This window comes from Escherichia albertii (assembly GCF_028622335.1).
Classification (GTDB): domain Bacteria; phylum Pseudomonadota; class Gammaproteobacteria; order Enterobacterales; family Enterobacteriaceae; genus Escherichia; species Escherichia albertii.
Map to the genome: position 1 here is coordinate 2,884,641 of NZ_CP117568.1, position 24,201 is coordinate 2,908,841.

Below are 24,201 nucleotides of genomic sequence, written 5' to 3' on the forward strand. Positions count from 1 at the left end.
GGCGGTGTACGTTCCGTCCGTTCCCGTCCAGCTGCCGGACGGGCCGTCCGCGCCTTCCACCGTCACGCTGCTGCCGGACAGTAATGCCGCACCGTCCGGCACCGCATTCCCCTGCGCATCCCTCAGCGTTACCGTCACCGTAATGGGCTCTCCGGCAGCATATTCCGTCCGGTCCAGTGTGATGGCGGAGTTAAGGCTCACGGCCTCACTGGCACGGATGATATACGTGTCCGACCGTTTATTCTCGCTCCAGCCCGCCAGTTTCAGCGTGGCGTGATAGTCATCGCCCGCCGTCTTCGCACGCCAGGTGGCGGTGTATGTTCCGTCCGTTCCCGTCCAGCTGCCGGACGGGCCGTCCGCGCCTTCCACCGTCACGCTGCTGCCGGACAGTAATGCCGCACCGTCCGGCACCGCATTCCCCTGCGCATCCCTCAGCGTCACCGTCACCGTAATGGGCTCTCCGGCAGCATATTCCGTCCGGTCCAGCGTGATGGCGGAGTTAAGGCTCACGGCCTCACTGGCACGGATGATATACGTGTCCGACCGTTTATTCTCGCTCCAGCCCGCCAGTTTCAGCGTGGCGTGATAGTCATCGCCCGCCGTCTTCGCACGCCAGGTGGCGGTGTATGTTCCGTCCGTTCCCGTCCAGCTGCCGGACGGGCCGTCCGCGCCTTCCACCGTCACGCTGCTGCCGGACAGTAATGCCGCACCGTCCGGCACCGCATTCCCCTGCGCATCCCTCAGCGTCACCGTCACCGTAATGGGCTCTCCGGCAGCATATTCCGTCCGGTCCAGCGTGATGGCGGAGTTAAGGCTCACGGCCTCACTGGCACGGATGATATACGCGTCCGACCATTTATTCTCGCTCCAGCCCGCCAGTTTCAGCGCGGCGTGATAGTCATCGCCCGCCGTCTTCGCACGCCAGGTGGCGGTGTATGTTCCGTCCGTTCCCGTCCAGCTGCCGGACGGGCCGTCCGCGCCTTCCACCGTCACGCTGCTGCCGGACAGTAATGCCGCACCGTCCGGCACCGCATTCCCCTGCGCATCCCTCAGCGTCACCGTCACCGTAATGGGCTCTCCGGCAGCATATTCCGTCCGGTCCAGTGTGATGGCGGAGTTCTGTGCTACCGCGTTGCCATGATTAAAGTTCACATCAACAGACTGACTGATACCATTGATCTCAGCCTCAACGGTGTTGAGTTTCGCCTCATTGCTGGTCAGATTAACCGCAGCAATACCGTTTTCATCTGTATCAACGGTAATTTGTTGCATCCCGTTGACAAACAGAGCTGCGCCAGCCGTCACTTTAAATGAGACCGCACTTTGCTTGACGATATTTCCGTGTTCATCATTTACCGTCACCTGAACGGTATGCATATCCAGTGTATCCGCCACCACATTGACGGTCATAACCCGCATATCACTGATTTTGGCCGATGTTTTATCCGCTGCTATATTGAACTTATCAGAATGCTTAGTTTTCCAGCCCGGCAACGTCAGTTGCGCCGTTAACGCATCGCCAGAAAGATCCGCCGTATAGTTTCCTTTATAGATACCGTCACTTTCTTCAATCCAGACGCGGCTTGTTTCTGATTTGGTGTTATCCACCATGACTGCATTATTGAGAAGATCTTTACTTCCCGACACCAGATTGCCTTTATCGTCCTTCAAGGTCACCGTAACGAGAATCGGCTTACCGGCGATGTAATTAGACTGATCCGTCTCAATGGTAGAGGTATCGCGTGACGCTCCATTCGCCACAATGCCAATCATTACGGGCATCTTCGCAACATCTTCACCATTAAATTGCGGCATTAGCGACAAAGAACCCGATGTTTTTCCGGCAGTAATGACCTGGGTGTAAGTGCCATCGCCGTTATCTTTCCATTCGCTTAGCGCAACATCCTGCCCCCCCTTTATGACGGTTTTTAATGTCATTCCGGGAATCGGATGATTGTTGGCATCGCGGGCAGAATAGGTCAGCGTTGCCATTGATTTTTCATCAGCAAGCAACGTTTGCGGATCGACGGTAAGCATTGAACTCGTCAGACTCAGTTGTGGCCTGGCCACCACCACCATACTTTCTTCGCGCCGCGAGTAGTTGCCTTTTGTATCTTCAGCGGTAACGGCTATCGGAAAGGCGTTATCGGTTTCCGGCGTTGCCGTGAAGCGATAAGGAGGGATGGTAACCTGAATATCCTTCCCTGAGACGACCACTTCCCCACCAGCCGATTGCAGGATCGCCGCGTCAATGCCATAAGCCTTCAAAGCGTATTTCGTCTGGAGCGACGAAACGAGCGATTTGACTTCACCCGGATTGCCTTTCAGCGGATCGGTCAGCGTCAGGCGTATCAACTCTTTCTTGCGATACTCAAGGATAATATTGTTATTGCGATCGACCAGGTCATAGCGACTCCCCACCAGACTACGCCGGGCAGCAACTTCATCCGGGTCCAACTGTTTTTGCAACGAATGACCGGTTTGCAGCGTCAGCTCCATGCCAATTTTGGTATCATTTTCTCCCTGCTTACCCTGCCGCTGCTCCGCGCTAAAAGAGATGAGCGGAACTGGTGTGTAGCTTAATCCCGCAGTGATGGAATAAGGATCATTTTGCCGTTCATCCTTACCAAACAGTGCCACTTCATCACCGTAATATTGCTCAAACACCAGTTTACCGCCGAGTTGTGGCCAGACTGGTAGCCATCCTTCAGCACGAAGATCCCAGCCGTTTGCCGGGCGTGCTTCATAGTCATTATCCAGTTCCGGCGCACTGCGCCAGTTGCTCAGGCGCAGATAGGCGTTACCGCCCAGTTTCAGATAATCACGCCAGTACTCGATACCCATCCCGGTACGGGTGTGATAACGCGTCAAGTCATGATCAATAAACAAGTTAGCCCCGGACATCCAGTCCGAAGCGAAGTAACGCCAGCCAATACCGTGGTTAGTCTGAGTGCGGTCATCTGTCCGGTGCAATGTATGCTGGCTGAACACCAGATTATTCGGCGTCTCATACCAGGGATGGAGAAAATCAACCGAAGAGCTTTTAAGACTGAAATCCTCATCAATGCCAAGAGAAACCTGGGCCGTTCCCCAGCGACTAAGCCAGTCTGAAGCCTGTGCAGAGGCAGAAGAAGCAACCCATCCGCGGGCCATATCCTCGGCATAATCGCTATTTATCTCCTGAGAAAGTAACGACCCGCCTCGTTGCGCCACTTCAGCAACCTGCAATTGTGGATCCTTACCGTCACGTTCCGCCTGCATTTCTTTGAGATTGCGGCCTGCCAGATTGTTCGCCATGAGCGGAACGTCCAGCTCATCGCCCTGACGAACATTATCAAAGCCGCGAGCAAAAGTGCGGAACTGATTCAGACGTCGTAATTCATCAACAGTGATGCCAAATCGCGCTGCAACAGTTTGAGGTGACTCCAGCACACCCAGCATATAAGGAGTTGTTCTGACATTAGGCTGGGTGGATGGCGTGGAAACACTCTGGTGTGTGTTGTCTTTTATGTGCGTTGGTGCAGCAGCCATAACCGGGAATATTGTCTGAGTAATCAAACAAATACCGGCAGTCAGTCGCCGTAAACGGGCACCAAATCCACATACGGTATTATCGCCACGACAATTACCGCTCTCTTGTCCCTTCCTTGTCATCTCGTCATCCCTGCCACTAAGCGTTCAGATTAAATGACGTTTGTTGTACACGAGAGAAAGTGATGATTCCTGATAGGGATATGATAAATGCAGAAAGAAGAAGGAAAATATCAATAAGATAAGAACAATATCTGATCAACGTTTATCGCTGAACAATATTATCCAGCGTATCGCCGCCGATTTATTCGATATATTCACTCATGATGCAACCCCAGGTATGTTTCAAGGGGAAAACCCGCCAGCATTGCATCAGGCAAAGCAGCTTTAATGTAGCCAGTAAACGCCCTCTGCTGGCTGAAATAATGCGTTATAGCGCATCTGGAAAGCATTCATGTCCTGCATTTCAGGCTCTATTTCTCGCAGAAAGCCCAGCGCCAGACGTACCTGCGCATCAGAAATCGGCGCGGCGAGGCGGGCTTTTTGCAAAATCCGATGCCACTGCTGTAGGTTCTGTTCACTACCATCAACAATCACAATTTGCCAGATGAGTAGCACCTGCGCAGCGTTTTGCAGGTGCGATTCATCAGGGCGATGCAGATAACGTAAAAATTCATCGCCCGCTGACTTTCCCATCTGATCGATCATCGATTCAACGGGCACAACATCGATATTCAGCCGCTCGCTCAGTCGACGAATCGCTTTTCGGGCACCGGATGTCAACACCCGAAAACCAACCACAAATACCACCGCCAGAGTGGCGAATATTATCCAGATCATGAGTTCTCCTGCGTAACCGACACTCATGATATCTGGAAATTCTTGTCAGATACTAATCCACCAGGATGATTTTCAGCGCAAACAGCGCCGCCACCACTACCACACACAGGTTCAGCTCACGCCAGCGTCCAGTGCACACTTTCATAATGCAGTACGACATAAAGCCCAGCGCAATACCTTCCGTGATCGAGAAAGTAAAAGGCATCATCACCGTAGTAATAAATGCCGGTACTGATTCGGTAAAATCATCCCAGTTAACACGTGCCAGGCTTGAAGTCATTAACACGCCAACGAAGATTAACGCCCCGGCGGTTGCATAAGGGGGAACCATCGCCACCAGCGGCGAGAAGAACATAACCAGCAGGAACATAACGCCAACAACCACAGCAGTCAGCCCTGTGCGACCGCCTACCGCCACGCCGGAAGTACTTTCAATGTAGGCCGTCACCGATGAAGTTCCAATAAACGCCCCGGCAACCGAACTGATGCTATCAACATACAGCGCCTTATTCATATTGGGGAATTTACCGTTACTATCTATTAAGCCAGCTTTATCAGTTACGCCAATTAATGTCCCTGATGAATCAAATAGGTTGATCAACATAAAGGAGAAAATAATACCGGCAAGCTCAAGCGATAATGCGCCACTTAAATCAACTTCACCAATAACACCGCTAATATCGGGTGGAATGGAATAGACACCACTGAAATGAACATCGCCAAAAAATAATCCGCAGCAGGAAGTCACCACGATAGAAACCAGTACCGCCGCATGAAAATTACGAGATGACAACACAGTTATAATAAAAAAGCCTAAAATGCCTAACAACACGCCATGTGAACTTAAATCGCCAATCATCACCAGCGTGTCTTTATTAGCGACAATAACCCCCGTATTTTTTAATCCCATTAAGGCAATAAATAATCCGATTCCGCTGGTGATGCCAATACGTAGACTTAACGGAATGTTGGAGATCATCCAGTACCGGATACGAAAAAGGGTCAGCAAAAACAGCCCGATTGCGCCCCAAAATATGGCGCCCATCCCGGTCTGCCAGGAGATCCCCATCGCCCCGACCACGACAAACGCGAAGAAGGCGTTCAGCCCCATCGCGGGTGCCAACGCCACGGGTAAGTTAGCAAATATCCCCATCGCAATACTGCCAATTCCCGCAATCAAACAGGTTGTAACGAACACCACTTTAGGGTCCATTTGCGCTGCACCAAGAATTTGCGGGTTAACAAAAACGATGTACACCATGGTTAAAAAGGTGGTCATACCCGCAATCAATTCTGTACGTACAGTTGTTCCATGCTGAGGAAGTTTAAATAATCGCGAAAGCGTCCCTGATTCATTACTCACATAATCGGTATTGTCATTATTCATTTTTTTTGTCCATTGGAGGAGATTTAATCCCTTGCTTTTGTAAAGCAAATGACAACAACGGTTCAGTGATAATTATCACATTTCAATTGCAGATTAATGGATATTCTTTAATAATCTCGCGACGTTTCTTTATGATAAATAATAATCAAATTGATAAAATCAAAATGAGAAAAATATGAATAACTCTATTAACTATAAATTTCATCACATTAGCAGAGCTGAATACCAGGAATTGTTAGCCGTTTCCCGTGGCGAAGCCGTTGCCGATTATATTATTGATAATGTTTCTGTTCTGGATCTGATCAATGGTGGAGAAATTTCCGGCCCTATTGTGATTAAAGGACGCTACATTGCCGGTATTGGCGCAGAATACGCCGATGCCCCAGCCCGGCACCGAATTGATGCGTGCGGCGCAACGGCGGTACCCGGATTTATCGATGCGCATCTACATATTGAATCCAGCATGATGACCCCCGTCACCTTTGAAACCGCCACACTACCGCGCGGCCTGACGACCGTCATTTGCGATCCTCATGAAATCGTCAACGTCATGGGCGAAGCTGGGTTTGCCTGGTTTGCTCGCTGTGCGGAACAAGCAAAGCAGAATCAATATTTACAGGTCAGCTCTTGCGTCCCTGCACTGGAAGGCTGCGATGTTAACGGCGCCAGTTTTACCCTCAAGCAAATGGTTGCCTGGCGAGACCATCCGCAAGTAACTGGTCTGGCGGAAATGATGGACTACCCAGGTGTGATCAGCGGTCAGGATTCGCTGCTCGATAAACTGGACGCATTTCGCCATCTGACGCTGGACGGTCACTGTCCCGGTTTAGGCGGTAAAGAACTTAACGCCTATATTGCCGCCGGAATCGAAAACGACCACGAAAGTTATCTGCTGGAAGAAGGTCGCCGAAAATTACAACTCGGCATGTCGTTAATGATCCGCGAAGGCTCCGCTGCCCGTAATCTCAACGCGCTGGCGCCGTTGATCAATGAATTTAACAGCCCGCAATGCATGCTCTGCACCGATGACCGTAACCCGTGGGAAATTGCCCACGAAGGCCATATCGACGCCTTAATTCGTCGCCTGATCGAACAGCACAATGTGCCGTTGCATGTGGCATATCGCGTAGCCAGTTGGTCGACGGCGCGTCATTTTGGTCTGAATCATCTTGGTTTACTGGCTCCCGGAAAACAGGCCGATATTGTCCTGTTAAGCGACGCACGTAAGGTTACAGTGCAACAGGTACTGGTGAAAGGCGAACCGATTGACGCGCAAACCTTGCAGGCGGAAGAACCAGCAAGACTGGCGCAATCCGCCCCGCCGTACGGCAATACCATTGTCCGTCAGCCAGTTTCCGCCAGCGACTTTGCCCTGCAATTTACTCCCGGAAAACGCTATCGGGTCATTGACGTTATCCATAACGAACTGATTACGCACTCTCACTCCTGCGTCTACAGCGAAAACGGTTTTGATCGCGATGATGTCTGTTTTATCGCCGTACTTGAGCGTTACGGTCAGCGACTGGCCCCGGCCTGTGGTTTGCTCGGCGGCTTTGGCCTGAAGGAAGGCGCGCTGGCTGCAACGGTCAGTCATGACAGCCACAATATTGTGGTGATCGGTCACAGCGCGGAAGAGATGGCGATGGCGGTAAATCAAGTGATTCAGGATGGCGGCGGGTTGTGCGTAGTACATAACGATCAGGTCCAGTGTCATCTCCCGCTCCCCATTGCCGGGCTAATGAGCACCGACACGGCGCAGTCGCTGGCGGAGCAAATTGACGCATTGAAAGTCGCCGCCCGTAAATGTGGACCGTTACCGGATGAACCGTTCATTCAGATGGCATTTCTCTCCCTGCCCGTGATCCCGGCGCTGAAACTCACCAGTCAGGGTCTGTTTGATGGCGAAAAGTTTGCTTTTACCACACTGGAAATCGCGGAATAAGTAAAAAAAAGCCCGGCGCAAGGCCGGGCAAAAGTCACCAGTTACGTTTATGCCACTGTCAACTGCTGAACCTTTTTCTCACGGCGAATTTTACGTTCTTCCATGACCGCTACCATCGCCATCAGGCAGATACAACCAATTGCGGCAGTATCCAGCGCGGCGAAAGTACCGGCCCAACCAGTGAGACCAAATACTGGCGTGCCATCGGCAATCATTCCCAGACCTAATTTTGCAAAGCTGTCGCCAATCAGATAGGCGAAAGTGCCTTTGATCCCGTCAGCCGCGCCGATCGCTTTTTTCGGTACAAAGCCAACTGCCGCTACGCCAATCAACAATTGTGGACCAAAGACCAGGAAACCTAATGCGAAGAGAGAAGCCAGATAGACATACTGGTTGCTGGCGTGCTGATAGACACCGAGTGTGGCGATAATCAGCCCCAGCGCAATACAAGCCACCAGCGCGCGACGGCCATTCGCCAGGTCAGAGAGCCAGCCCCACAACAGCGTGCCAACCAGCGCGCCTGCTTCAAACAGCGTAAAACCCTGAATCGCCACTTCTTTGGAAAGTTTCAGCTCCTGAAAAGCGTACACGGTTGACCACTGATCGATACCAATGCGCACCACGTACAGGAAGATGTTGGCGAAGCACAGCAGCCAGATCACTTTGTTTTTCAGTACATATTCGACAAAGATCTGCCACTTGGTCATATCCGTGGATTCTGTCTCTTTGTCCTCTTCGCTGATCTCTTCGCCAAACAGTTCTTCAGCTTTACCGAGACCATAAGATTCCGGGGAGTCACTGCCATAACGCAGGCCGATAAAACCGACAATCAACGCGATAATCGATGGAAAGATAAACATCCCGATGACGTGACCATCGAACAGATAATTCGCCCCGAACAACGCTACGCCTGCCGCGCCTGCACCGCCGAGATTATGTGAAATATTCCAGAAACCGAGGAAAGTCCCACGCTTACGACGCGGCGTCCATTTGGTGATGGTGGAATAACTACACGAACCACCGGTACTCTGGAAAAAACCGCTTAAGGCGTAGAAGGTAATCATCAGGAACAGGCTTACCGAACCGCTACCCATACTGGCGCTAAAGCCCAACATACAAATGGCGGAGAGGATCAGCATAAACGGCAGGAACTGTTTGGTATTTTTGCCGTCGGCGTAATAGGAAACCAGTGTTTTACCCACGCCATAAGTGATGGAGAAACCCAGGCCAATCATCCCCAGTTGCGTCATGCTCAGCCCGTAGGTGGAGATCATGTCGTTCTGGGCGATGTTAAAGTTCTTGCGAATCAGGTACATCGTCAGGTAGCCGATAAAGACCACCAGGTAGGATTGCATGAACGGTTTGAACCACATTTTGCGCCGCACTTCGACAGGAAGGTCCAGTGTCGGCTTGCGCACTTGATTAAGGAAGGCCAGCATGGCGGGGTTGCTCCTGAAATGAATACCTGAGTAAGGTATTCATTGTAAAAATCAGCAGCAAAGCAGGCCTGGGATAGCGTCCAGGCAAAACCTGGAAAATTTCTTAGTTTTGCCGAATATGAGGTAAAAAAGTGAGATGCATCACGCTTCGCGTGGTGTCTGAGCGTTCAAAAAAGGCAGTAACAGCAGCGCTGAAATCCCGGCGGCGATAGCAATGACCACAAAAAAACCACTCCAGTGCCAGGTATCAAGCACTTTCGCCAGCGGCCAACCGGCAAGCGATGCCCCCAGATACGCAAACAAACCGACAAATCCCGTCGCCGCACCTGCCGCCTCTTTGTGAGAACACTCTGCCGCCGCCATGCCGATTAACATTTGTGGGCCAAAAACAAAAAAGCCGATAGTAAAAAAACAAGTCGCCTGCATCACGTAACTGGCAAACGGCATTAACCACAGCGAGCCGACTGACAGCAAAATCCCGGCGGCGAAAATTAAATTCATCGGCCCGCGGTTGCCGTTAAACAGTTTATCCGAGCCCCAACCGGCGACCAGCGCACCGATAAATCCGCCCAGCTCAAACATCGTCACTGCGGTATTCGCCGTCACCAGATCAACCCCCAGCGTCTCGGACATATACAGATTGCCCCAGTCGTTGATCGCCGCACGAACCACGTAAACCAGCACATAGCAGAAGGAAAGTAGCCAAATGTACGGGTTCAGCAACACATATTTAGTGAGGATTTCCTTACGCGTCAATCCTGCCCCTTCTTGTTGCTGAGTCATTTCCAGCGTATCGTGCCGCCAGTCGCCAATTGCGGGTAACCCCAGCGACTGTGGACGATCGCGCAATCGCCAACAGAGAAAAATTCCCACCACAATGGCCATCCAACCAGCAATCATCATCCCGACACGCCAGCCGTAATGCAGTGCGGATGCGGCCATAATAATAGGGATCAACGCTCCCCCGACGTTATGCGCCGTGTTCCATAACGCCCACCAGCCGCCGCGCTCGGTACGCGAATACCAGGCGGTTAACAGACGGGCGCACACCGGAGAACCCCAGCCCTGGAAGAATGCGTTCAACACCCAGAGAACGGCAAACGTCCACAGAGAAGTGGAAAAACCAAACAGAATATTAATGATGCCAGTAGCGATAAGGCCGATCCCCATAAAATAACGGGCATTTGATCGGTCGCTAACGATGCCGGAAACAAACTTCGACAAACCATAGGTCACATAAAAAAGCGTCGCTAACAGGCCAATATCGCTACGGCTTAGTACGCCGCTGGCAAGGATTTCCGGCACGGCGGAGTTGAAACTCTTGCGGGTAAAGTAAAATAGCGCATAGCCCAGCCAGATGGTCAGCAGAATATGTCGACGCCAGTAGCGGTAACGAACATCAATTTCATGTTTATCGCTAATCTGCGGCGCATCGGCAGGCGCTTTCAGAAACTGCAACATCATCAAGCCTTACACATAACGTTGGGGTAAAGAAACACTGACGCGTGTACCGTGCAGACAGGAAATCGTCAACGTGCCGCCCAGTGCCGTTACCCGCTCACGCATTCCGGTAAGACCGAATCCCTGTTGCTCGAATCCCGGCGGCAGGCCGCTGCCATCGTCTTCAATCACCAGCATTAACCGTTCACCCTGCTGCCAACCTTGCAACGTGACCGCACTGGCATCGGCATGTTTCACAATGTTATTCAGCCCTTCCTGGCAAACGCGAAACAGCGTCACGCGCTGATTTTCGCTTAACGCTGATTCATCAATCCGCCATTCAAGATGGCTGACAATACCACGGCCTTCCAGCTCCATTTCTCTCATCAACGAACGGATAGCCTGCTCCAGCGTAAGATCGTCCAACTGGCGCGGACGTAACCGCCCTAACAAACGACGTACCGCATCGTAAACCCCCAGCGACAGTTGTTCGATTAACTGTCCACTCTGTTTCACACTGGCGTTATCCGCCGCCAGTCGCTGGACAATACCCGCCTGGGTACGAATAGCGGTAATGGTCTGACCGATATCATCATGCAGTTCACGCGCCACATCGCGACGCACGCTCTCTTCGGTTTCCAGGAGTCGCTCAGCCAAATGCTGATTGCGCGCCAGTTCGTTTTGCAACGACTGATTAAGTTCACGCAGGCGCTGGATACCTGCGCCAAGCAACAATCCGGTCAAACTTTGCACCAACAACGAGAGCAATAAATCTACCGGATGATCGTGCCAGGTCTGGCTGGCAATCAGCGCAATGGCGTTCATCAGCGTCGCAATCAACGCGCCCTGCCAGCCATAGTGCCAGGCCAGAGCAATAATCGGCAATGCCAGACAGAATGGCGTAAAGCGCGACAGTTCGTTCGGCAGCCCCAGTTGGAGCCACAGACTGATGACAAACAGCAGCAAATACCAGATCAGATGCCGACCGCGCCAGTTGATCGGCTGGGAAACCAATGAAGGACCGAGCGGCAACCAGGTATTACTGGCGAGATAATGCCAGAACACCAGGCAAATGGGGGCCAGCGTCAGGCCACCAGTTAACGTTAGCAACAGCGCGTTCCACGACTCTTTCCCGTGCCAAATCCAGGGTAGAGACTGTAACAATGCCGCCGCCGTCAGCGCAGCACCTTGTAACAGCAAGGTGCGCCAGTCACGCTGATGCCGATAGCGGGAGATCAACGCCACAGGCAACAACGTCAGCACACTACCAATCATTAAAAAGGGGAAATGGGTTAACCCTACTGTCTGCGCCAACCAGTAAATCAGCAACCATTCCGCCCCCAGCAACACAGACCAGTAACCACGCGGGCATTGCAGCATCAACCCCAACCGCAAACCAAACGGGAACAGTAAAACAGCCAACTCAGGCCGCTCAACCAGATGCAGGCTGATACTCCACAGACAAAACCACGCGGCAGAGAAGATAAAAAAGCAGGCAATAATAGTCATTAAACGGGAAAAAAACCTGTTCATCACCAACCATCAAACATGCGGCGCGCCAGTTCAACGTCGTTACTGACGCCCAGTTTTTCCATCAGATTGGCACGATGCACGTGCACAGTTTTCGGTGATAAGCCAAGTTCAGCGGCAATCTCTTTTACCGCCATTCCTTGCGCCAGTTTTTCCGCTACCTGGCGTTCACGTTTAGTCAGAGGGTCCTGGCGACCGGATGCCAGTTTAACGGCGATATCCGGTGTCAGGTAACACCCACCAGCAGCAACCGTATGCACGGCGGCGATCAACTCATCTGGACTACAGCGTTTAGAGAGAAAACCTCGCGCACCCGCATTAAGCGCCTGTTCTACCAGTGCCGGGCTATCGTGGACAGAAAGCATGATCGTCGCCATGCCTTTCGGGAGATGACTTAACAACGCCAGACCAGAGATATCCGGCATCGAGATATCGCAAATGCACACCTGGACGCCACGCCCCGGTAACCCAGCCAGCGCCTCGCGCCCCGAACCAAACTCGGCAACTACCTGTAAATCAGGTTCCAGCCCCAGCAACTGCGCAAAGCCGGAGCGGACGATAAGGTGATCGTCTATAAGGGCAACGGTGATCATGGTCTTGTCCTGACGGGTAAAAAAACGCGCTTACCTTAACGATAAGCGCGCCGCTGTTCAAGCCTTGAGCGGTTACTGAAAAAACACCGCAATCTTGTTAAACATCGTCGGATCGGACTGATTACGCTGCACTTTCACCACATCCTCCAGTTTGTCTATCTGGCTTATCATTTGTTCCAGTCGCTGATCGTCATTGACCAGTAGCCAGATGTGGCTTTTGTCGCTGTCCTGGATCGGCAGGCAGAGAATACCCTCAACGTTAAAAGCGCGGCGGGCAAAAAGCCCACAAACGTGGGTCATTACACCCGGATGGTTGCGAACGGTGAGTTCGAGAATCACGTTGTCATGAGTTGTGTTTTGCATGGCTTATTCCCCCACCATTTCAGTATTCGCCGCACCTGGCGGCACCATTGGGTAAACTTTTTCTTCGGCATCAATGCGTACGTGGATCAACGCCGGCCCCGGACGATTGATAATCTCCTGCAACGCGGCCTGTGGATCGGTTTCATTATTTAAATCACAGGTTTCAAGGCCAAATCCGGCAGCAATTTGCATAAAGTTGATTTTTCCCGGATAGGTGGCGGCAAAAACGCCCTGCTTGTAAAACAGACTCTGTTGCTGATGCACCAGCCCCAGCGCTTCGTTATTCATCAGAATGATTTTGACATCTAGCTGGTTTTCGCTGGCGGTCGCCATCTCCTGAATATTCATCATCAGGCTGCCGTCGCCGGAGAAACACAACACTTTGCGATCCGGGTTCGCCAGCGCCGCGCCAATCGCGGCAGGAAGGCCAAAGCCCATCGTTCCCAGCCCGCCGGAGGTCAGCCACTGACGCGGACGATTGAGCGGATAGGCCTGCGCCGTCCACATTTGATGCTGACCCACGTCGGTGGTGATAATCGCATTGTCATCGACACAGGCGGCAACAGCGTTAATCAGTCCGTAATGGCTTAACGGATCGCACGCTTTCGGGATTGGACACGGGAATTCGCGCTGCAAATCCGCTACCGACTGGTGCCAATCTGCACGCGGTTGCGCTTCCACCAGCGGGATCAACTGCGCCAGCACCTCATCGACATCCGCCTGAATCGCCACATGTGGTTGCTTGATTTTACCCAGCTCTGCGCGGTCGATATCGACATGAATAATTTTGGCGTGCGGGCAGAACTCCTCTGTTTTGCCAATCGCCCGGTCATCAAAACGCGCACCAAGAACAATCAGCAGATCCGCCTCCTGCAAAATATAGTTGGTGCTGCGCACGCCGTGCATCCCCAACATACCCAACGACAGCGGATGTGCTTTTGGCAACATACCCAACGCCATCAAAGTCATGGTCGTCGGCAGTTGCGCTTTTTCCGCCAGTTCACGCACCCGTACAGGCGCATTAATAACACCACCGCCCAGATAAAGCACCGGGCGTTTGGCGGCATTAATCATCGCTGCCGCTTCACGAATACTTTCTTCGCTAAAGACTGGCGGGACGGCTTTTTCTACTGGGGCGGACAATTCTTCAATTTCAAATACTGCCGTCTGCACATCCTTAGGAATGTCTATCCACACCGGGCCAGGGCGGCCTGATTGTGCAATGCGGAAGGCATCGCTCATGACCTGCGGGAGTTCTTCGATATGTCTGACCAGATAGTTGTGTTTGGTGATGGGGATAGAGATGCCGTAGGTGTCCACTTCCTGGAAGGCGTCAGTGCCGATCATCGAGGCGGGAACCTGACCAGTGATGCAAATCAGCGGGATGGAATCCAGCCGCGCGTCGGCAATTGCAGTCACCAGATTTGTCGCGCCTGGCCCGCTACAGGCCATACAGACCGCCGGTTTGCCGTCGGTGCGCGCCATTCCCTGGGCGATGAATCCCGCCCCCTGTTCGTGACGCGCCAGAATATGGCGGATTTGCCTACTTTGGCTTAAGGCGTCGTAAACAGGCAGAATCGAACCGCCAGGAATCCCCGTCACAATCTTAATACCCTGTTGTTCCAGGAAGTGAACGATAAACTCTGCGCCGGTAAAGCGCTTACGTGTCGATGTCGTGCCCGAACTTGCCATGCTCCAGTCCTTTTCTTCTGGGCCGACGCTCCGGGAGGGGGACTGAAACGAAAAACCCCGCCCGGTTTACGCCGGCGGGGTTTTGGAATCGTGTGTTGTTCCAGTCCCTACGGCGCACTGCCGACGACGACCACCACACGCACGACAACCACTGCGGCGGATGGCGCAGTAGGTAGTAGTTTTGCGTTCAGCATGGAAGGAGTCATTGGGGACCTTGTCTGTTTTGTGTTTAACAATATTTATACAAGCATAGCTTTACAGGGGAGACAATGGAAAATTTTTCATCAGGACAAAAATACGTAACAGATCACACTTTGAACTGAAACTCAGGCAATAAAGAATCGTCATCTGAAGAAGCGCTCAGATTGTTGACAGAATGCGTCTTATTCATGCCAAATTCGGCATAAGTACCTTACCCGACTAACCGTACCCTCGCTGCTTCCGGCAACATTTATTGCCGCTTTTGTTTACATATTCTGCCGTTTTGCTTTTAGCCATTCCTGACACATATCTGGCTAACATTCATCAATGTGATAGATTCCTCTCCCGCATTTATGGGAATGCATAGCAACTTATTCTAATTATTTTTATAAAAGCATCCGTGATAATGAAAAGGCATAGAAACGTCAATTTGTTATTGATGTTGGTATTACTCGTGGCCGTCGGTCAGATGGCGCAAACCATTTATATTCCTGCAATTGCTGATATGGCGCGCGATCTCAACGTCCGCGAAGGCGCGGTCCAGAGCGTGATGGGCGCTTATCTGCTGACCTACGGTGTCTCACAACTGTTTTACGGTCCGATTTCCGACAGAGTCGGTCGTCGCCCGGTGATCCTCGTCGGGATGTCCATTTTTATGCTGGCTACGCTAATTGCAGTCACCACCTCCAGCCTGACGGTGTTGATTGCCGCCAGCGCGATGCAGGGGATGGGAACCGGCGTCGGTGGTGTAATGGCGCGTACGCTGCCGCGTGATTTGTATGAACGGACACAATTGCGTCACGCTAATAGTCTGTTAAATATGGGGATTCTTGTCAGTCCGTTGCTTGCACCGTTGATCGGCGGTCTGCTGGATACTATGTGGAACTGGCGTGCCTGCTATCTTTTTTTGCTGGTGCTCTGTGCGGGTGTAACGTTCAGTATGGCACGCTGGATGCCGGAAACGCGCCCTGCTGACGCGCCGCGTACGCGACTGCTTACCAGTTATAAAACCCTTTTCGGCAATGGCGGTTTTAACTGTTATTTGTTAATGCTAATTGGCGGCCTGGCCGGAATCGCCGCTTTCGAAGCCTGCTCCGGGGTTTTGATGGGCGCGGTGTTAGGGCTGAACAGCATGACGGTCAGTATTTTGTTTATTCTGCCGATCCCGGCAGCATTCTTCGGCGCATGGTTTGCCGGACGTCCGAATAAACGCTTCTCGACGTTGATGTGGCAGTCGGTTATCTGCTGTCTGCTGGCTGGGTTGATGATGTGGATCCCCGGCTGGTTCGGCATTATGAATGTCTGGACGCTGCTCGTTCCCGCAGCACTTTTCTTTTTTGGTGCCGGGATGCTGTTTCCGCTGGCGACCAGCGGCGCGATGGAGCCATTCCCCTTCCTGGCTGGCACCGCCGGCGCGCTGGTCGGCGGCCTGCAAAATATCGGTTCCGGCGTACTGGCCTCGCTCTCTGCAATGCTGCCACAAACCGGCCAGGGAAGCCTGGGGTTGCTGATGACCTTGATGGGATTATTAATTGTGCTGTGCTGGCTGCCGCTGGCGACGCGGATATCTCACCAGGGGCAGGCTGTTTAAGTTCACATCAGCGCAGCATCGTCATCAACTCCATGGGTGAACGATGCTGCTTTATCAAATCGCGCATTACCCGCATGTATGGCGCTGTGTAGGAGTAAAACGCTTTATAGCCAGCGCAAAGCACTTTGTCCGGCTGATGCTCTCGGGCATACGGACATAAACGATGCCAGTCACACCCCTGGCAACCCTTCCATGGTTGCGGGTTTTCACTTTTGCACCACTTTTGTAATGTGACGTCAAAAAGTTCGATTGATATACGACTGATATCTGCACGCGCCCAACACTCGAACAGTGTGATTAAAAATCGCCCCCACAGCTCCGCTGTTACCGAAGCAGCCGTCAGCTCGCCCCGGTCATCAAATTCAATATGGGGAATAAGTTGCACGGAGCGAATGCCCCGCAGTTTGAAATCCTGATAAAAATCGGCAGGTTGCAGAGTATCTTTATGCTCTACAACCAGTTGGTGCCAGTCCTCTTCAGCATTCATGACCAGACTTCCTGTCATGTGACTCTCTCAATAAATACGATAAGTTGATGTACATGCGTTACAGCAAACAGTATTGCGAGAGATAACACCGCGAGAGAGATCATAAATTTGTCACGGACTACGCGAAATTGGGAAAAATCGCTATTTGTGACATCCATTAAATTGCGATTACGGGTGTAGTGCCAGAGGATCAGCGCCACGATGGCGAGGACGCCAATCGAAATCCAGAATAACATGCCAGCCTGGTGCCAATTATGTTTGATAGCCAACGCCATCAACGCGCCGTAGCCCAGCATGGTACGAAACCACGCCAGCGATGTGCGCTCCGGTTGAAGCCCGGGATCAGCAATCCGCCTGGCTTTGCGACTATCCGGCATACAGCACCAGTCCCATAACGATCACCGCCACGATCATCAATATTAAGCTGATGATTAATAAGCTGTTGGTATAGGGCAGATCTTCTTTCAAACGCATCGCTTTTTCATTGCGTAACCAGCGCAAGTAGCCGTACATCGCTAACCCGCCGGAAAACAAGCACAACAATAATGCCAGCAGTTCACGAATAACGGGCGTGGCGAAATCCGGCGCTAGCTGGTCCAGCCCCACGCCCGCCGCCAGAAACCCAAGCGCAGTACGGATCCATGCGAGAAAGGTACGTTCATTGGCCAGCGAGAAGCGGTAATCGGGCGCTTCACCGAGGCGAGAAATTTTCATTGTGACTCCTTTGCAATTTCACTAACGCTCTGCCTTGTACAGCTATTTTTAAGAATTTCGTCCGCCCCTTTCCTGATAAGCTTTTACCATTCGTTACAAGGAGGTCAGATGGGTATCATAGCGCAAAATAAAATCAGCTCATTGGGTATGCTATTCGGCACCATCGCGCTAATAATGGGCATTATCCACTTTTCATTCGGCCCATTCTCTGCGCCGCCGCCAACGCTGGAAAGCGTCGTTGCGGAAAAAACGGCTGAAATAAAAAGAGGTCTTCTCGCCGGAATTAAAGGTGAAAAAATTACCATGGTAGAGAAAAAAGAGGCGCCGGATGTCGATAAAATCCTCAAGCAAGGCGGCATAGCGCTGGCCATTGCTGCGCTACTCTGCGCATTTGTTGGCGGTATGCGTAAAGAAAGTAACTGGAGTATCAGCGGCGCGCTGTTTTTTGGCGGCGGGACACTGGTTTTCCATGCCGTGCTCTTTGGGATCGGTATCGTGTGCGGCATTCTTCTACTACTGCTGATCTTTTCCTTCCTGACCGGAGGATCGCCGATATAAGCAACACGAATAATACCAGCTGAACACCAGCCATCGCCTGGAGCTGGCGTTATCGCTATTAAAGCAACAAGGAAACTCGGTTGGCGAAGTGGCAGATATGCTTAACTTCTTCGACTCCTTCCATTTCAGCAAAGCCTTTAAGCATAAATTTGGTTATGCGCCATCAGCCGTGCTGAAGAATACGGACCAGCATCCAATGGATACCGGTCCGCACAATTAATGCAGTTCAGGCCAATACGCTTTGTTGGCCTCCAGCAACTCATCCAAAATGGCTTTGGCGACTGATGCACTCGGCACGGTTTTTGATAGTGTTATCGCCTGCCACAGGCGTTGATATGAACGCTGTTCCCAGGCATCAACCACCAGTTTTTCCACCGCCACTTGCTGACTCATTAGCCCTTTCTGAAACTGCGGGATGTCGCCGACCACCAGTGGCTCCGGTCCGTTGTGACCAACCAGACAAGGGATCTCCACCATCGCTTCATCATCAAAGTTATGGATAGCACCGTTGTTCGGCACAATCAGCAGCATCCTCTCCTGGGTGTTGAAGGCGATAGCCGTCGCCAAATCGACGATGTATGACGCATGCTCATCAATTTCCAGACTGGCTGCCGCAGAGTTGCCCGCCTTCGTAATAGCCCGACAAGCGTCGAATACCTGTTTTTCGCGATGTTCCATTACCTCATTCGCGCGGGTATGTTCAGGGTTGGAATGCTGAACAACATAATCCGGGAAGAGATAATATTTCAGATAGGTGTTTGGCAACGTATCCGGGTCCAGCGTCTGCACATCTCGCGCTTTAGCATAGGTATCGTTCCAGCTCATTTCGGTATGAGTATCTTTCAGCGGCGGAATATAACCGTGCTTCGAGACATATTGTCGCAACTGCGGCATCAGGTCATTGCCCTGCAAATCCTCAATAGACGTCCACCAGCCAAAGTGATTAAGCCCGTAATAACGCACGCGCATCTGTTTGCGGTCTTTCAGACCAACAATTTGCGCCATCCGACTTTCAATGCCGATTGGCATGTCACAAATGTTGAGGATTTTCGCATTCGGTCGTAACCGACGCGTCGCTTCAGCCACAATCGCCGCCGGGTTGGAGTAGTTGAGCATCCAGGCATTTGGTGAATATTTTTCCATATAGTCCACCAGTTCCAGGACGCCGCCAATGGACCGCATGCCGTACGCTATTCCGCCGGGTCCGCAGGTCTCCTGACCAACAACGCCGTGGCGCAGCGGGATTTTTTCATCCAGTTCGCGCATCGGGTATTTGCCGACACGAATGTGCGCCATGACAAAATCAACGTCGCTGAACGCTGCTTCAGGATCGGTGGTGTAACTAAACTCAATTTCCGGCGCTTTCTCTTTGAGGATGATTTTGCAGGCCTCGGCAATCACTTCCTGCCGGGCGCCATCGTTATCATAAAATTTCAGTGCACGAAGTGGGAAGCGGTCCTGGTTCGCCAGCAGCATCAACACGATACCGGGCGTAAAGGTGCTTCCTCCACCTGCGACTACCACTGAGAATTTGGTCATTATACGGCCTCCGTAACGGGGATATTTTCTGGCGATTGATGGGAGCTGATTAAGCTATCGAGCTGCTCGCGTAACTGGGAAACATGCAGACCAATGATCACCTGGATAGCATCACCACTACGAAAAACACCGTGCGCCCCCAGTTTTTTAAAGACTTCATCGTCAAGCGTTTGCGTCATGTCATGCAAGGCAATACGCAGGCGCGTCGCACAATTATTGATGCTGGAAATATTGGTTACTCCGCCAAGTGCTTGCAGGATCCCGGCAGCCTGCCCCAGTTTCGCATCTGGCTCAGCAGCCATTGTTTTTCCGCGCGCCGCTTTGTATTCCGCTTTCGAGTAGAGCTTCACTTCGGCATCTTCACGTCCCGGCGTACAGAGATTGAAATGGAGGATCAGCGTGCGGAAGACGACGAAATACAGAACGGTAAAGCACAAGCCAACGGCGATTTGGGTCAGCATCATGTCGGCGTGATTGCTGAACATCGGGATCCAGTTTTGCGGCAAGACCTGGTCTATCAGGCCGCCGCCCATATTGCCTACCACGCCAAAGAGATACATCACCGTTGACATCGATGCGGCCAGCACAGCGTGAACGGCAAACAGTAACGGCGAGATAAACAGGAAGGTGAACTCTAACGGTTCGGTAATCCCTACCAGCACAGCGGTTAAGGTTGCGGGTATGAGCAAACCAGCGACCTTCACCCGATTTTCCGGTGCGGCGGTAAAGTACATAGCCAGTGAAATCCCGATGGCGCCAAAGATTTTTGAGTTGCCGTGCAGCGCGAAGCCGCCTTCCGGGAACAGAGATTTCAACGATTCAGTGCTCTGGCTGAACTCTTGTAGATGCTGCGCCCAGTACATCTGAATTCCGCCTTCAACGGCTGCCGGGCCAAAAATAAACGGCCCATAGATAAAGTGGTGTAAACCGGTTGGGATCAAAATACGTTCGAGGAAGGTGTAGATCCACACCCCCAATGCCCCCGCCGAACGCAGGAACGCTTGCAGTGATTCAATGCCCATTTGAACTTTCGGCCAGCCAAGCAGCGTCAACCAGGCGCAAGGAATCATCACCAGGAAGGCGATAATGACCACATACGATGTTCCCTGAAAGATCCCCAGAAAAATCGGCAGTTTTTTATCGAATAAGCGGTTGTGTAGCGCGGTAACAATCCCTGAAATGATAATCGCACCGATAATGCTGGTATCGAGAGTTTTAATTCCCGCCATCATCGTCAGACCGCTTCCTGCAACAGCATCCTGGGTGAAATCGACGCCGAAATAATTTCCCCAGGTCATCCCCATGGCGTTAATGAAATAGTTCCAGGTCAGGAAACTTACCAGTACAGCCAGACAGGCGCGCCCCTGCGCCTGCTTCGCCAAACCGATAGGTAAACTGACCGCAAAAATCAGCGGCATATTGCGAAATACGGTCCAGCCTCCTTCCTCAATAATGTGTACGATTTGCGCGAATAAACTGTTCGGGTCGGTTAATGATTCCCCCACGAACATCGGGTTTTGCAGCAAGATGGCGAGGCCAACCACAATCCCGGCAAAGGGAAACAGCAGTACCGGCGTGAACATCGCGCCGCCAAAGCGTTGAATTTGACTGAGCATTCCACATCCTCTTTTATCAAATCAGTAAGTAGGAAGCCTGATTGGTTATACGCCAGGCCTGGAGCGAGGATAGGAAGATGCAATCGGCAGAACATGACGCTCCAGCGTGAATCGTGATCGCTTTCATGCTTTTCATCAGGTCACTGAGATCTACATTTTGACGAAATAGTGGACATTTCCGGTTTGCATTAAGTGATGTGTAAAACCAACATTGAAAAATATCTTATTTTCAATGTGTTACATATTGAGCAACGGTAAAAAATACAGGCTTTTGCTGGAAAAAGAGATCTACGGATGATCTACAAATCTATTGCGGAACGTTTGAGAATTCGCCTGAATTCCACAGACTTCAATCTTAATAGCCTTCTTCCCGGCGAAAAGAAACTGGCGGAGGAGTTTGCGGTATCACGGATGACCATCAGGAAAGCCATTGACCTGCTGGTAGCATGGGGTCTTGTGGTCCGTCGCCACGGCAGCGGTACTTACCTGGTGCGCAAAGATGTACTGCATCAGACCGCCAGCCTGACGGGGCTGGTGGAAGTACTAAAACGTCAGGGAAAAACGGTTACCAGCCAGGTGCTGATTTTTGAAATCATGCCGGCGCCTCCCGCCATTGCCAGCCAGTTACGAATTCAGATCAACGAGCAGATCTACTTCTCCCGTCGCGTTCGCTTTGTGGAGGGAAAACCGTTGATGCTGGAAGACAGTTATATGCCAGTGAAACTGTTCCGCAATCTTTCGTTGCAACATCTGGAAGGGTCGAAGTTTGAATATATTGAAAAAGAGTGCGGGATTCTCATCGGCGGTAATTATGAAAGCCTGACGCCAGTTCTTGCCGATAAACTGCTGGCGCAACAAATGAAGGTAGCGGAGCACACGCCGCTGCTACGGATCACATCATTGTCATACAGCGAGAACGGGGAATTTTTGAATTATTCGGTGATGTTCAGAAACGCCAGTGAGTACCAGGTGGAGTACCATTTACGGCGACTCCACCCGGAAAAGAGTTAACCAATGCTCCAGAAAAGCACAGCCAGCAATTGTGGCGTGATAATACGCAGGAACATCACGAGCGGATAGACGGTGGCATAAGAGAGCGCCGCCGCACCGCTGGTTGCATGCAGGTTGTTAGCAAACGCCAGCGCAGGAGGATCGGTCATGGAGCCTGCCAGCATTCCACACATGGCCAGGTAATTCATTTTGGCTAACATCCGCGCCAGGATGCCGACAGTCATCAGCGGAACTGCGGTGATCAGGGCACCATAACCAATCCAGCTTAACCCCTCGCCATTGACCAGAGTATTGACAAAATCCCCGCCGGATTTCAAACCAACTACCGAGAGGAACAACACGATACCCAGCTCGCGTAGCGCGAGGTTGGCGCTTGGCGGCATAAACCAGTAAAGCTTGCCAATACTGCCGATACGCCCGAGGATCAACGCCATAATCAGCGGTCCTCCCGCCAGTCCCAGTTTCAACGCTGCCGGAAATCCCGGAACAAATACCGGGATAGAACCTAACAGTACGCCAAGCCCGATTCCAATAAACACCGGCAGCATCTGGACCTGTTGCAGTTTTTGCTGTGCATTTCCCAGCACATTGGCGACGGCATCAATCGCGGAGGGACGGCCCACCAGGTTGAGAATATCGCCGAATTGCAGACTGATGTCGCTGCTGGCGACCAACTCAACCCCGGCGCGATTCAGGCGCGAGATAACAACGTCATAGCGTTCCTTAAAGTGCAGATCACGAATACGCTTACCAAGCACATTTTCATTGGTAACCACCACACGCTCGACACGCAAATCGGTGCCTTTCGTCGACAGTGAGGTGTCGACCTCCTGACCAATCACCAGTTGTGCATTATGCAAATCCGCTGGCTGCCCCACCAGATGCAGTAAATCACCCAACTGAATGAGCGTTTCCGGCGAAGGCACTTTCAGAGTTTCTTCTCGTTTCAGTCGCGAGCAAATGATTTTGTCGCCATTGAGAATAGGCACATCTTTAATGGCTAAATCGTGCAGATTAGGGTTATCTACGCGAATATTGATGGTTTTGATCAGCGCACCGCCGTTGGTTCGCGTGGACTCATGCTGCTGCGCTTCCGTTTCAACGTTCACGCGGAACATGACCCGCAATAGCCACATAGTGAACAAGATGCCGCAAATACCAAATGGGTACGCCATTGCGTAGCTCATCCCCATCTGATCAACCATCTCCATCGGCGTACCAAGATCACGCAAGATTTGCTGCCCGGCCCCCAGTGCAGGCGTGTTGGTAACCGCGCCAGAGAAAATCCCCAATACAACGGGAAGCGGAATATTGAATAATTTATGCAAAAGAGCAGTGACCAGGCCACCGATGACAACAATCAGAATGGCAAATAAATTGAGGCGTAATCCAGATACGCGCAGCGAAGCAAAGAACCCCGGCCCCACCTGAATCCCAATGGTATAAACGAACAAGATCAGGCCAAACTCCTGAATGACATGCAACATATCGCTACTTAACGTCATCCCGGCCTGGGAAACAAAGTGACCGACAATAATTCCGCCGAACAGCACGCCTCCGATACCCAACCCAACGCCACGGAATTTAACATTGCCGATAAATAACCCAACGACAGCCACTAAAGCCAGGATACTGACTGTTAATGCTATATCACTCATCATCCATTTCTCTTGAAATAACATTTTAATTGGTAAGGATTATGGCTGAATCGGTGAAGCAGATTTGCC

At 51.8% G+C, this 24,201-nt stretch carries 20 protein-coding genes and 1 pseudogene; 5 read left to right on the plus strand and 16 right to left on the minus strand.

What is annotated here, in order from left to right; all coding sequences use genetic code 11:
- Positions 1-717: 717 nt before the first annotated feature.
- The 3 genes and pseudogenes from PS053_RS23190 to adeQ form a co-directional block, all read right to left on the minus strand.
- Positions 718-3,654: pseudogene (locus tag PS053_RS23190) on the minus strand (inverse autotransporter beta domain-containing protein); the annotation flags it as partial.
- 264 nt (positions 3,655-3,918) lie between these two features.
- Positions 3,919-4,371 carry a DUF1198 domain-containing protein gene (locus PS053_RS14050; protein WP_010341092.1) on the minus strand — a complete coding sequence of 151 codons (453 nt, stop codon included), beginning with the start codon at positions 4,369-4,371 and terminating at the stop codon, positions 3,919-3,921.
- 52 nt (positions 4,372-4,423) lie between these two features.
- Positions 4,424-5,758, minus strand: coding sequence for an adenine permease AdeQ (gene adeQ, locus PS053_RS14055; RefSeq protein ID WP_024164673.1), 1,335 nt, complete (start codon positions 5,756-5,758; stop codon positions 4,424-4,426).
- A 175-nt stretch (positions 5,759-5,933) separates the two neighbouring features.
- Between adeQ and adeD the strand changes: the two genes are divergently transcribed.
- Positions 5,934-7,700, plus strand: a complete 1,767-nt coding sequence (adeD, locus tag PS053_RS14060; protein ID WP_273774128.1) for an adenine deaminase — start codon at positions 5,934-5,936, stop codon at positions 7,698-7,700.
- Between the two features lie 47 nt (positions 7,701-7,747).
- Here the strand turns inward: adeD and uhpT are convergent, their stop codons facing one another.
- The 7 genes from uhpT to ivbL all read right to left on the minus strand — a co-directional run bounded on the left by uhpT (position 7,748) and on the right by ivbL (position 14,963).
- Entirely contained in the window at positions 7,748-9,139 is a 1,392-nt protein-coding gene (gene uhpT, locus PS053_RS14065; protein ID WP_000879214.1) for a hexose-6-phosphate:phosphate antiporter, read from the minus strand.
- 141 nt (positions 9,140-9,280) lie between these two features.
- Positions 9,281-10,600 carry an MFS transporter family glucose-6-phosphate receptor UhpC gene (uhpC, locus tag PS053_RS14070; RefSeq protein ID WP_010341095.1) on the minus strand — a complete coding sequence of 440 codons (1,320 nt, stop codon included), beginning with the start codon at positions 10,598-10,600 and terminating at the stop codon, positions 9,281-9,283.
- A gap of 9 nt (positions 10,601-10,609) precedes the next feature.
- Positions 10,610-12,112 carry a signal transduction histidine-protein kinase/phosphatase UhpB gene (gene uhpB / locus PS053_RS14075; protein ID WP_001078757.1) on the minus strand — a complete coding sequence of 501 codons (1,503 nt, stop codon included), beginning with the start codon at positions 12,110-12,112 and terminating at the stop codon, positions 10,610-10,612.
- Positions 12,112-12,702 carry a response regulator transcription factor UhpA gene (gene uhpA, locus PS053_RS14080; protein WP_000633660.1) on the minus strand — a complete coding sequence of 197 codons (591 nt, stop codon included), beginning with the start codon at positions 12,700-12,702 and terminating at the stop codon, positions 12,112-12,114. Before uhpA ends, uhpB begins: the two co-directional genes overlap by 1 nt.
- 72 nt (positions 12,703-12,774) lie before the next feature.
- A complete protein-coding gene (gene ilvN / locus PS053_RS14085) occupies positions 12,775-13,065 on the minus strand; it encodes an acetolactate synthase small subunit (protein ID WP_001181706.1) in 291 nt (96 codons plus the stop codon).
- Between the two features lie 3 nt (positions 13,066-13,068).
- The gene (gene ilvB / locus PS053_RS14090; protein ID WP_059217755.1) at positions 13,069-14,757 is read right to left on the minus strand and encodes an acetolactate synthase large subunit; all 1,689 of its coding nucleotides are present in this window, start codon (positions 14,755-14,757) and stop codon (positions 13,069-13,071) included.
- Between the two features lie 107 nt (positions 14,758-14,864).
- Complete coding sequence (gene ivbL / locus PS053_RS14095) at positions 14,865-14,963, minus strand: ilvB operon leader peptide IvbL (RefSeq protein WP_032275147.1); 99 nt, start codon at positions 14,961-14,963, stop codon at positions 14,865-14,867.
- Positions 14,964-15,364: 401 nt separating this feature from the next.
- Between ivbL and emrD the strand changes: the two genes are divergently transcribed.
- Positions 15,365-16,549 (plus strand): multidrug efflux MFS transporter EmrD, encoded by a 1,185-nt coding sequence (gene emrD / locus PS053_RS14100; RefSeq protein ID WP_025238053.1) that lies wholly within the window; start codon positions 15,365-15,367, stop codon positions 16,547-16,549.
- Between the two features lie 7 nt (positions 16,550-16,556).
- Here emrD and PS053_RS14105 read toward each other — a convergent pair whose 3' ends face one another.
- From PS053_RS14105 to PS053_RS14115, 3 genes are read right to left on the minus strand one after another with little or no spacing between them, the layout of a single operon-like run.
- Positions 16,557-17,054, minus strand: coding sequence for a radical SAM protein (locus PS053_RS14105; protein WP_256879372.1), 498 nt, complete (start codon positions 17,052-17,054; stop codon positions 16,557-16,559).
- Positions 17,051-17,413 carry a DUF202 domain-containing protein gene (locus PS053_RS14110; RefSeq protein ID WP_054410690.1) on the minus strand — a complete coding sequence of 121 codons (363 nt, stop codon included), beginning with the start codon at positions 17,411-17,413 and terminating at the stop codon, positions 17,051-17,053. The genes PS053_RS14105 and PS053_RS14110 overlap by 4 nt, the downstream gene beginning before the upstream one ends.
- Positions 17,403-17,750, minus strand: coding sequence for a YidH family protein (locus PS053_RS14115; RefSeq protein WP_000703955.1), 348 nt, complete (start codon positions 17,748-17,750; stop codon positions 17,403-17,405). Before PS053_RS14115 ends, PS053_RS14110 begins: the two co-directional genes overlap by 11 nt.
- Positions 17,751-17,858: 108 nt before the next feature.
- Here PS053_RS14115 and yidI point away from each other — a divergent pair, with 108 nt between their 5' ends.
- Both yidI and PS053_RS14125 read left to right on the plus strand, forming a co-directional pair.
- Entirely contained in the window at positions 17,859-18,308 is a 450-nt protein-coding gene (gene yidI / locus PS053_RS14120) for a protein YidI (RefSeq protein ID WP_256879373.1), read from the plus strand.
- Between the two features lie 19 nt (positions 18,309-18,327).
- On the plus strand, positions 18,328-18,528 hold the full coding sequence (locus PS053_RS14125) for an AraC family transcriptional regulator (RefSeq protein WP_085949844.1): 201 nt from the start codon (positions 18,328-18,330) through the stop codon (positions 18,526-18,528).
- On the opposite strand, the gene PS053_RS14130 is transcribed toward PS053_RS14125, so the two are convergent.
- Together PS053_RS14130 and PS053_RS14135 are read right to left on the minus strand one after the other, a co-directional pair.
- A complete protein-coding gene (locus PS053_RS14130) occupies positions 18,525-19,847 on the minus strand; it encodes a 6-phospho-alpha-glucosidase (RefSeq protein WP_059254310.1) in 1,323 nt (440 codons plus the stop codon). The two genes, PS053_RS14125 and PS053_RS14130, sit on opposite strands and share 4 nt — an antisense overlap.
- Positions 19,847-21,463 carry a PTS sugar transporter subunit IIB gene (locus PS053_RS14135; RefSeq protein WP_059221935.1) on the minus strand — a complete coding sequence of 539 codons (1,617 nt, stop codon included), beginning with the start codon at positions 21,461-21,463 and terminating at the stop codon, positions 19,847-19,849. The genes PS053_RS14130 and PS053_RS14135 overlap by 1 nt, the downstream gene beginning before the upstream one ends.
- 294 nt (positions 21,464-21,757) lie before the next feature.
- Between PS053_RS14135 and PS053_RS14140 the strand changes: the two genes are divergently transcribed.
- Positions 21,758-22,474, plus strand: coding sequence for a GntR family transcriptional regulator (locus PS053_RS14140; protein WP_002460403.1), 717 nt, complete (start codon positions 21,758-21,760; stop codon positions 22,472-22,474).
- Here PS053_RS14140 and PS053_RS14145 read toward each other — a convergent pair.
- Positions 22,471-24,132 (minus strand): putative transporter, encoded by a 1,662-nt coding sequence (locus tag PS053_RS14145; RefSeq protein ID WP_256879378.1) that lies wholly within the window; start codon positions 24,130-24,132, stop codon positions 22,471-22,473. The genes PS053_RS14140 and PS053_RS14145 overlap by 4 nt on opposite strands.
- Positions 24,133-24,201 lie beyond the last annotated feature (69 nt).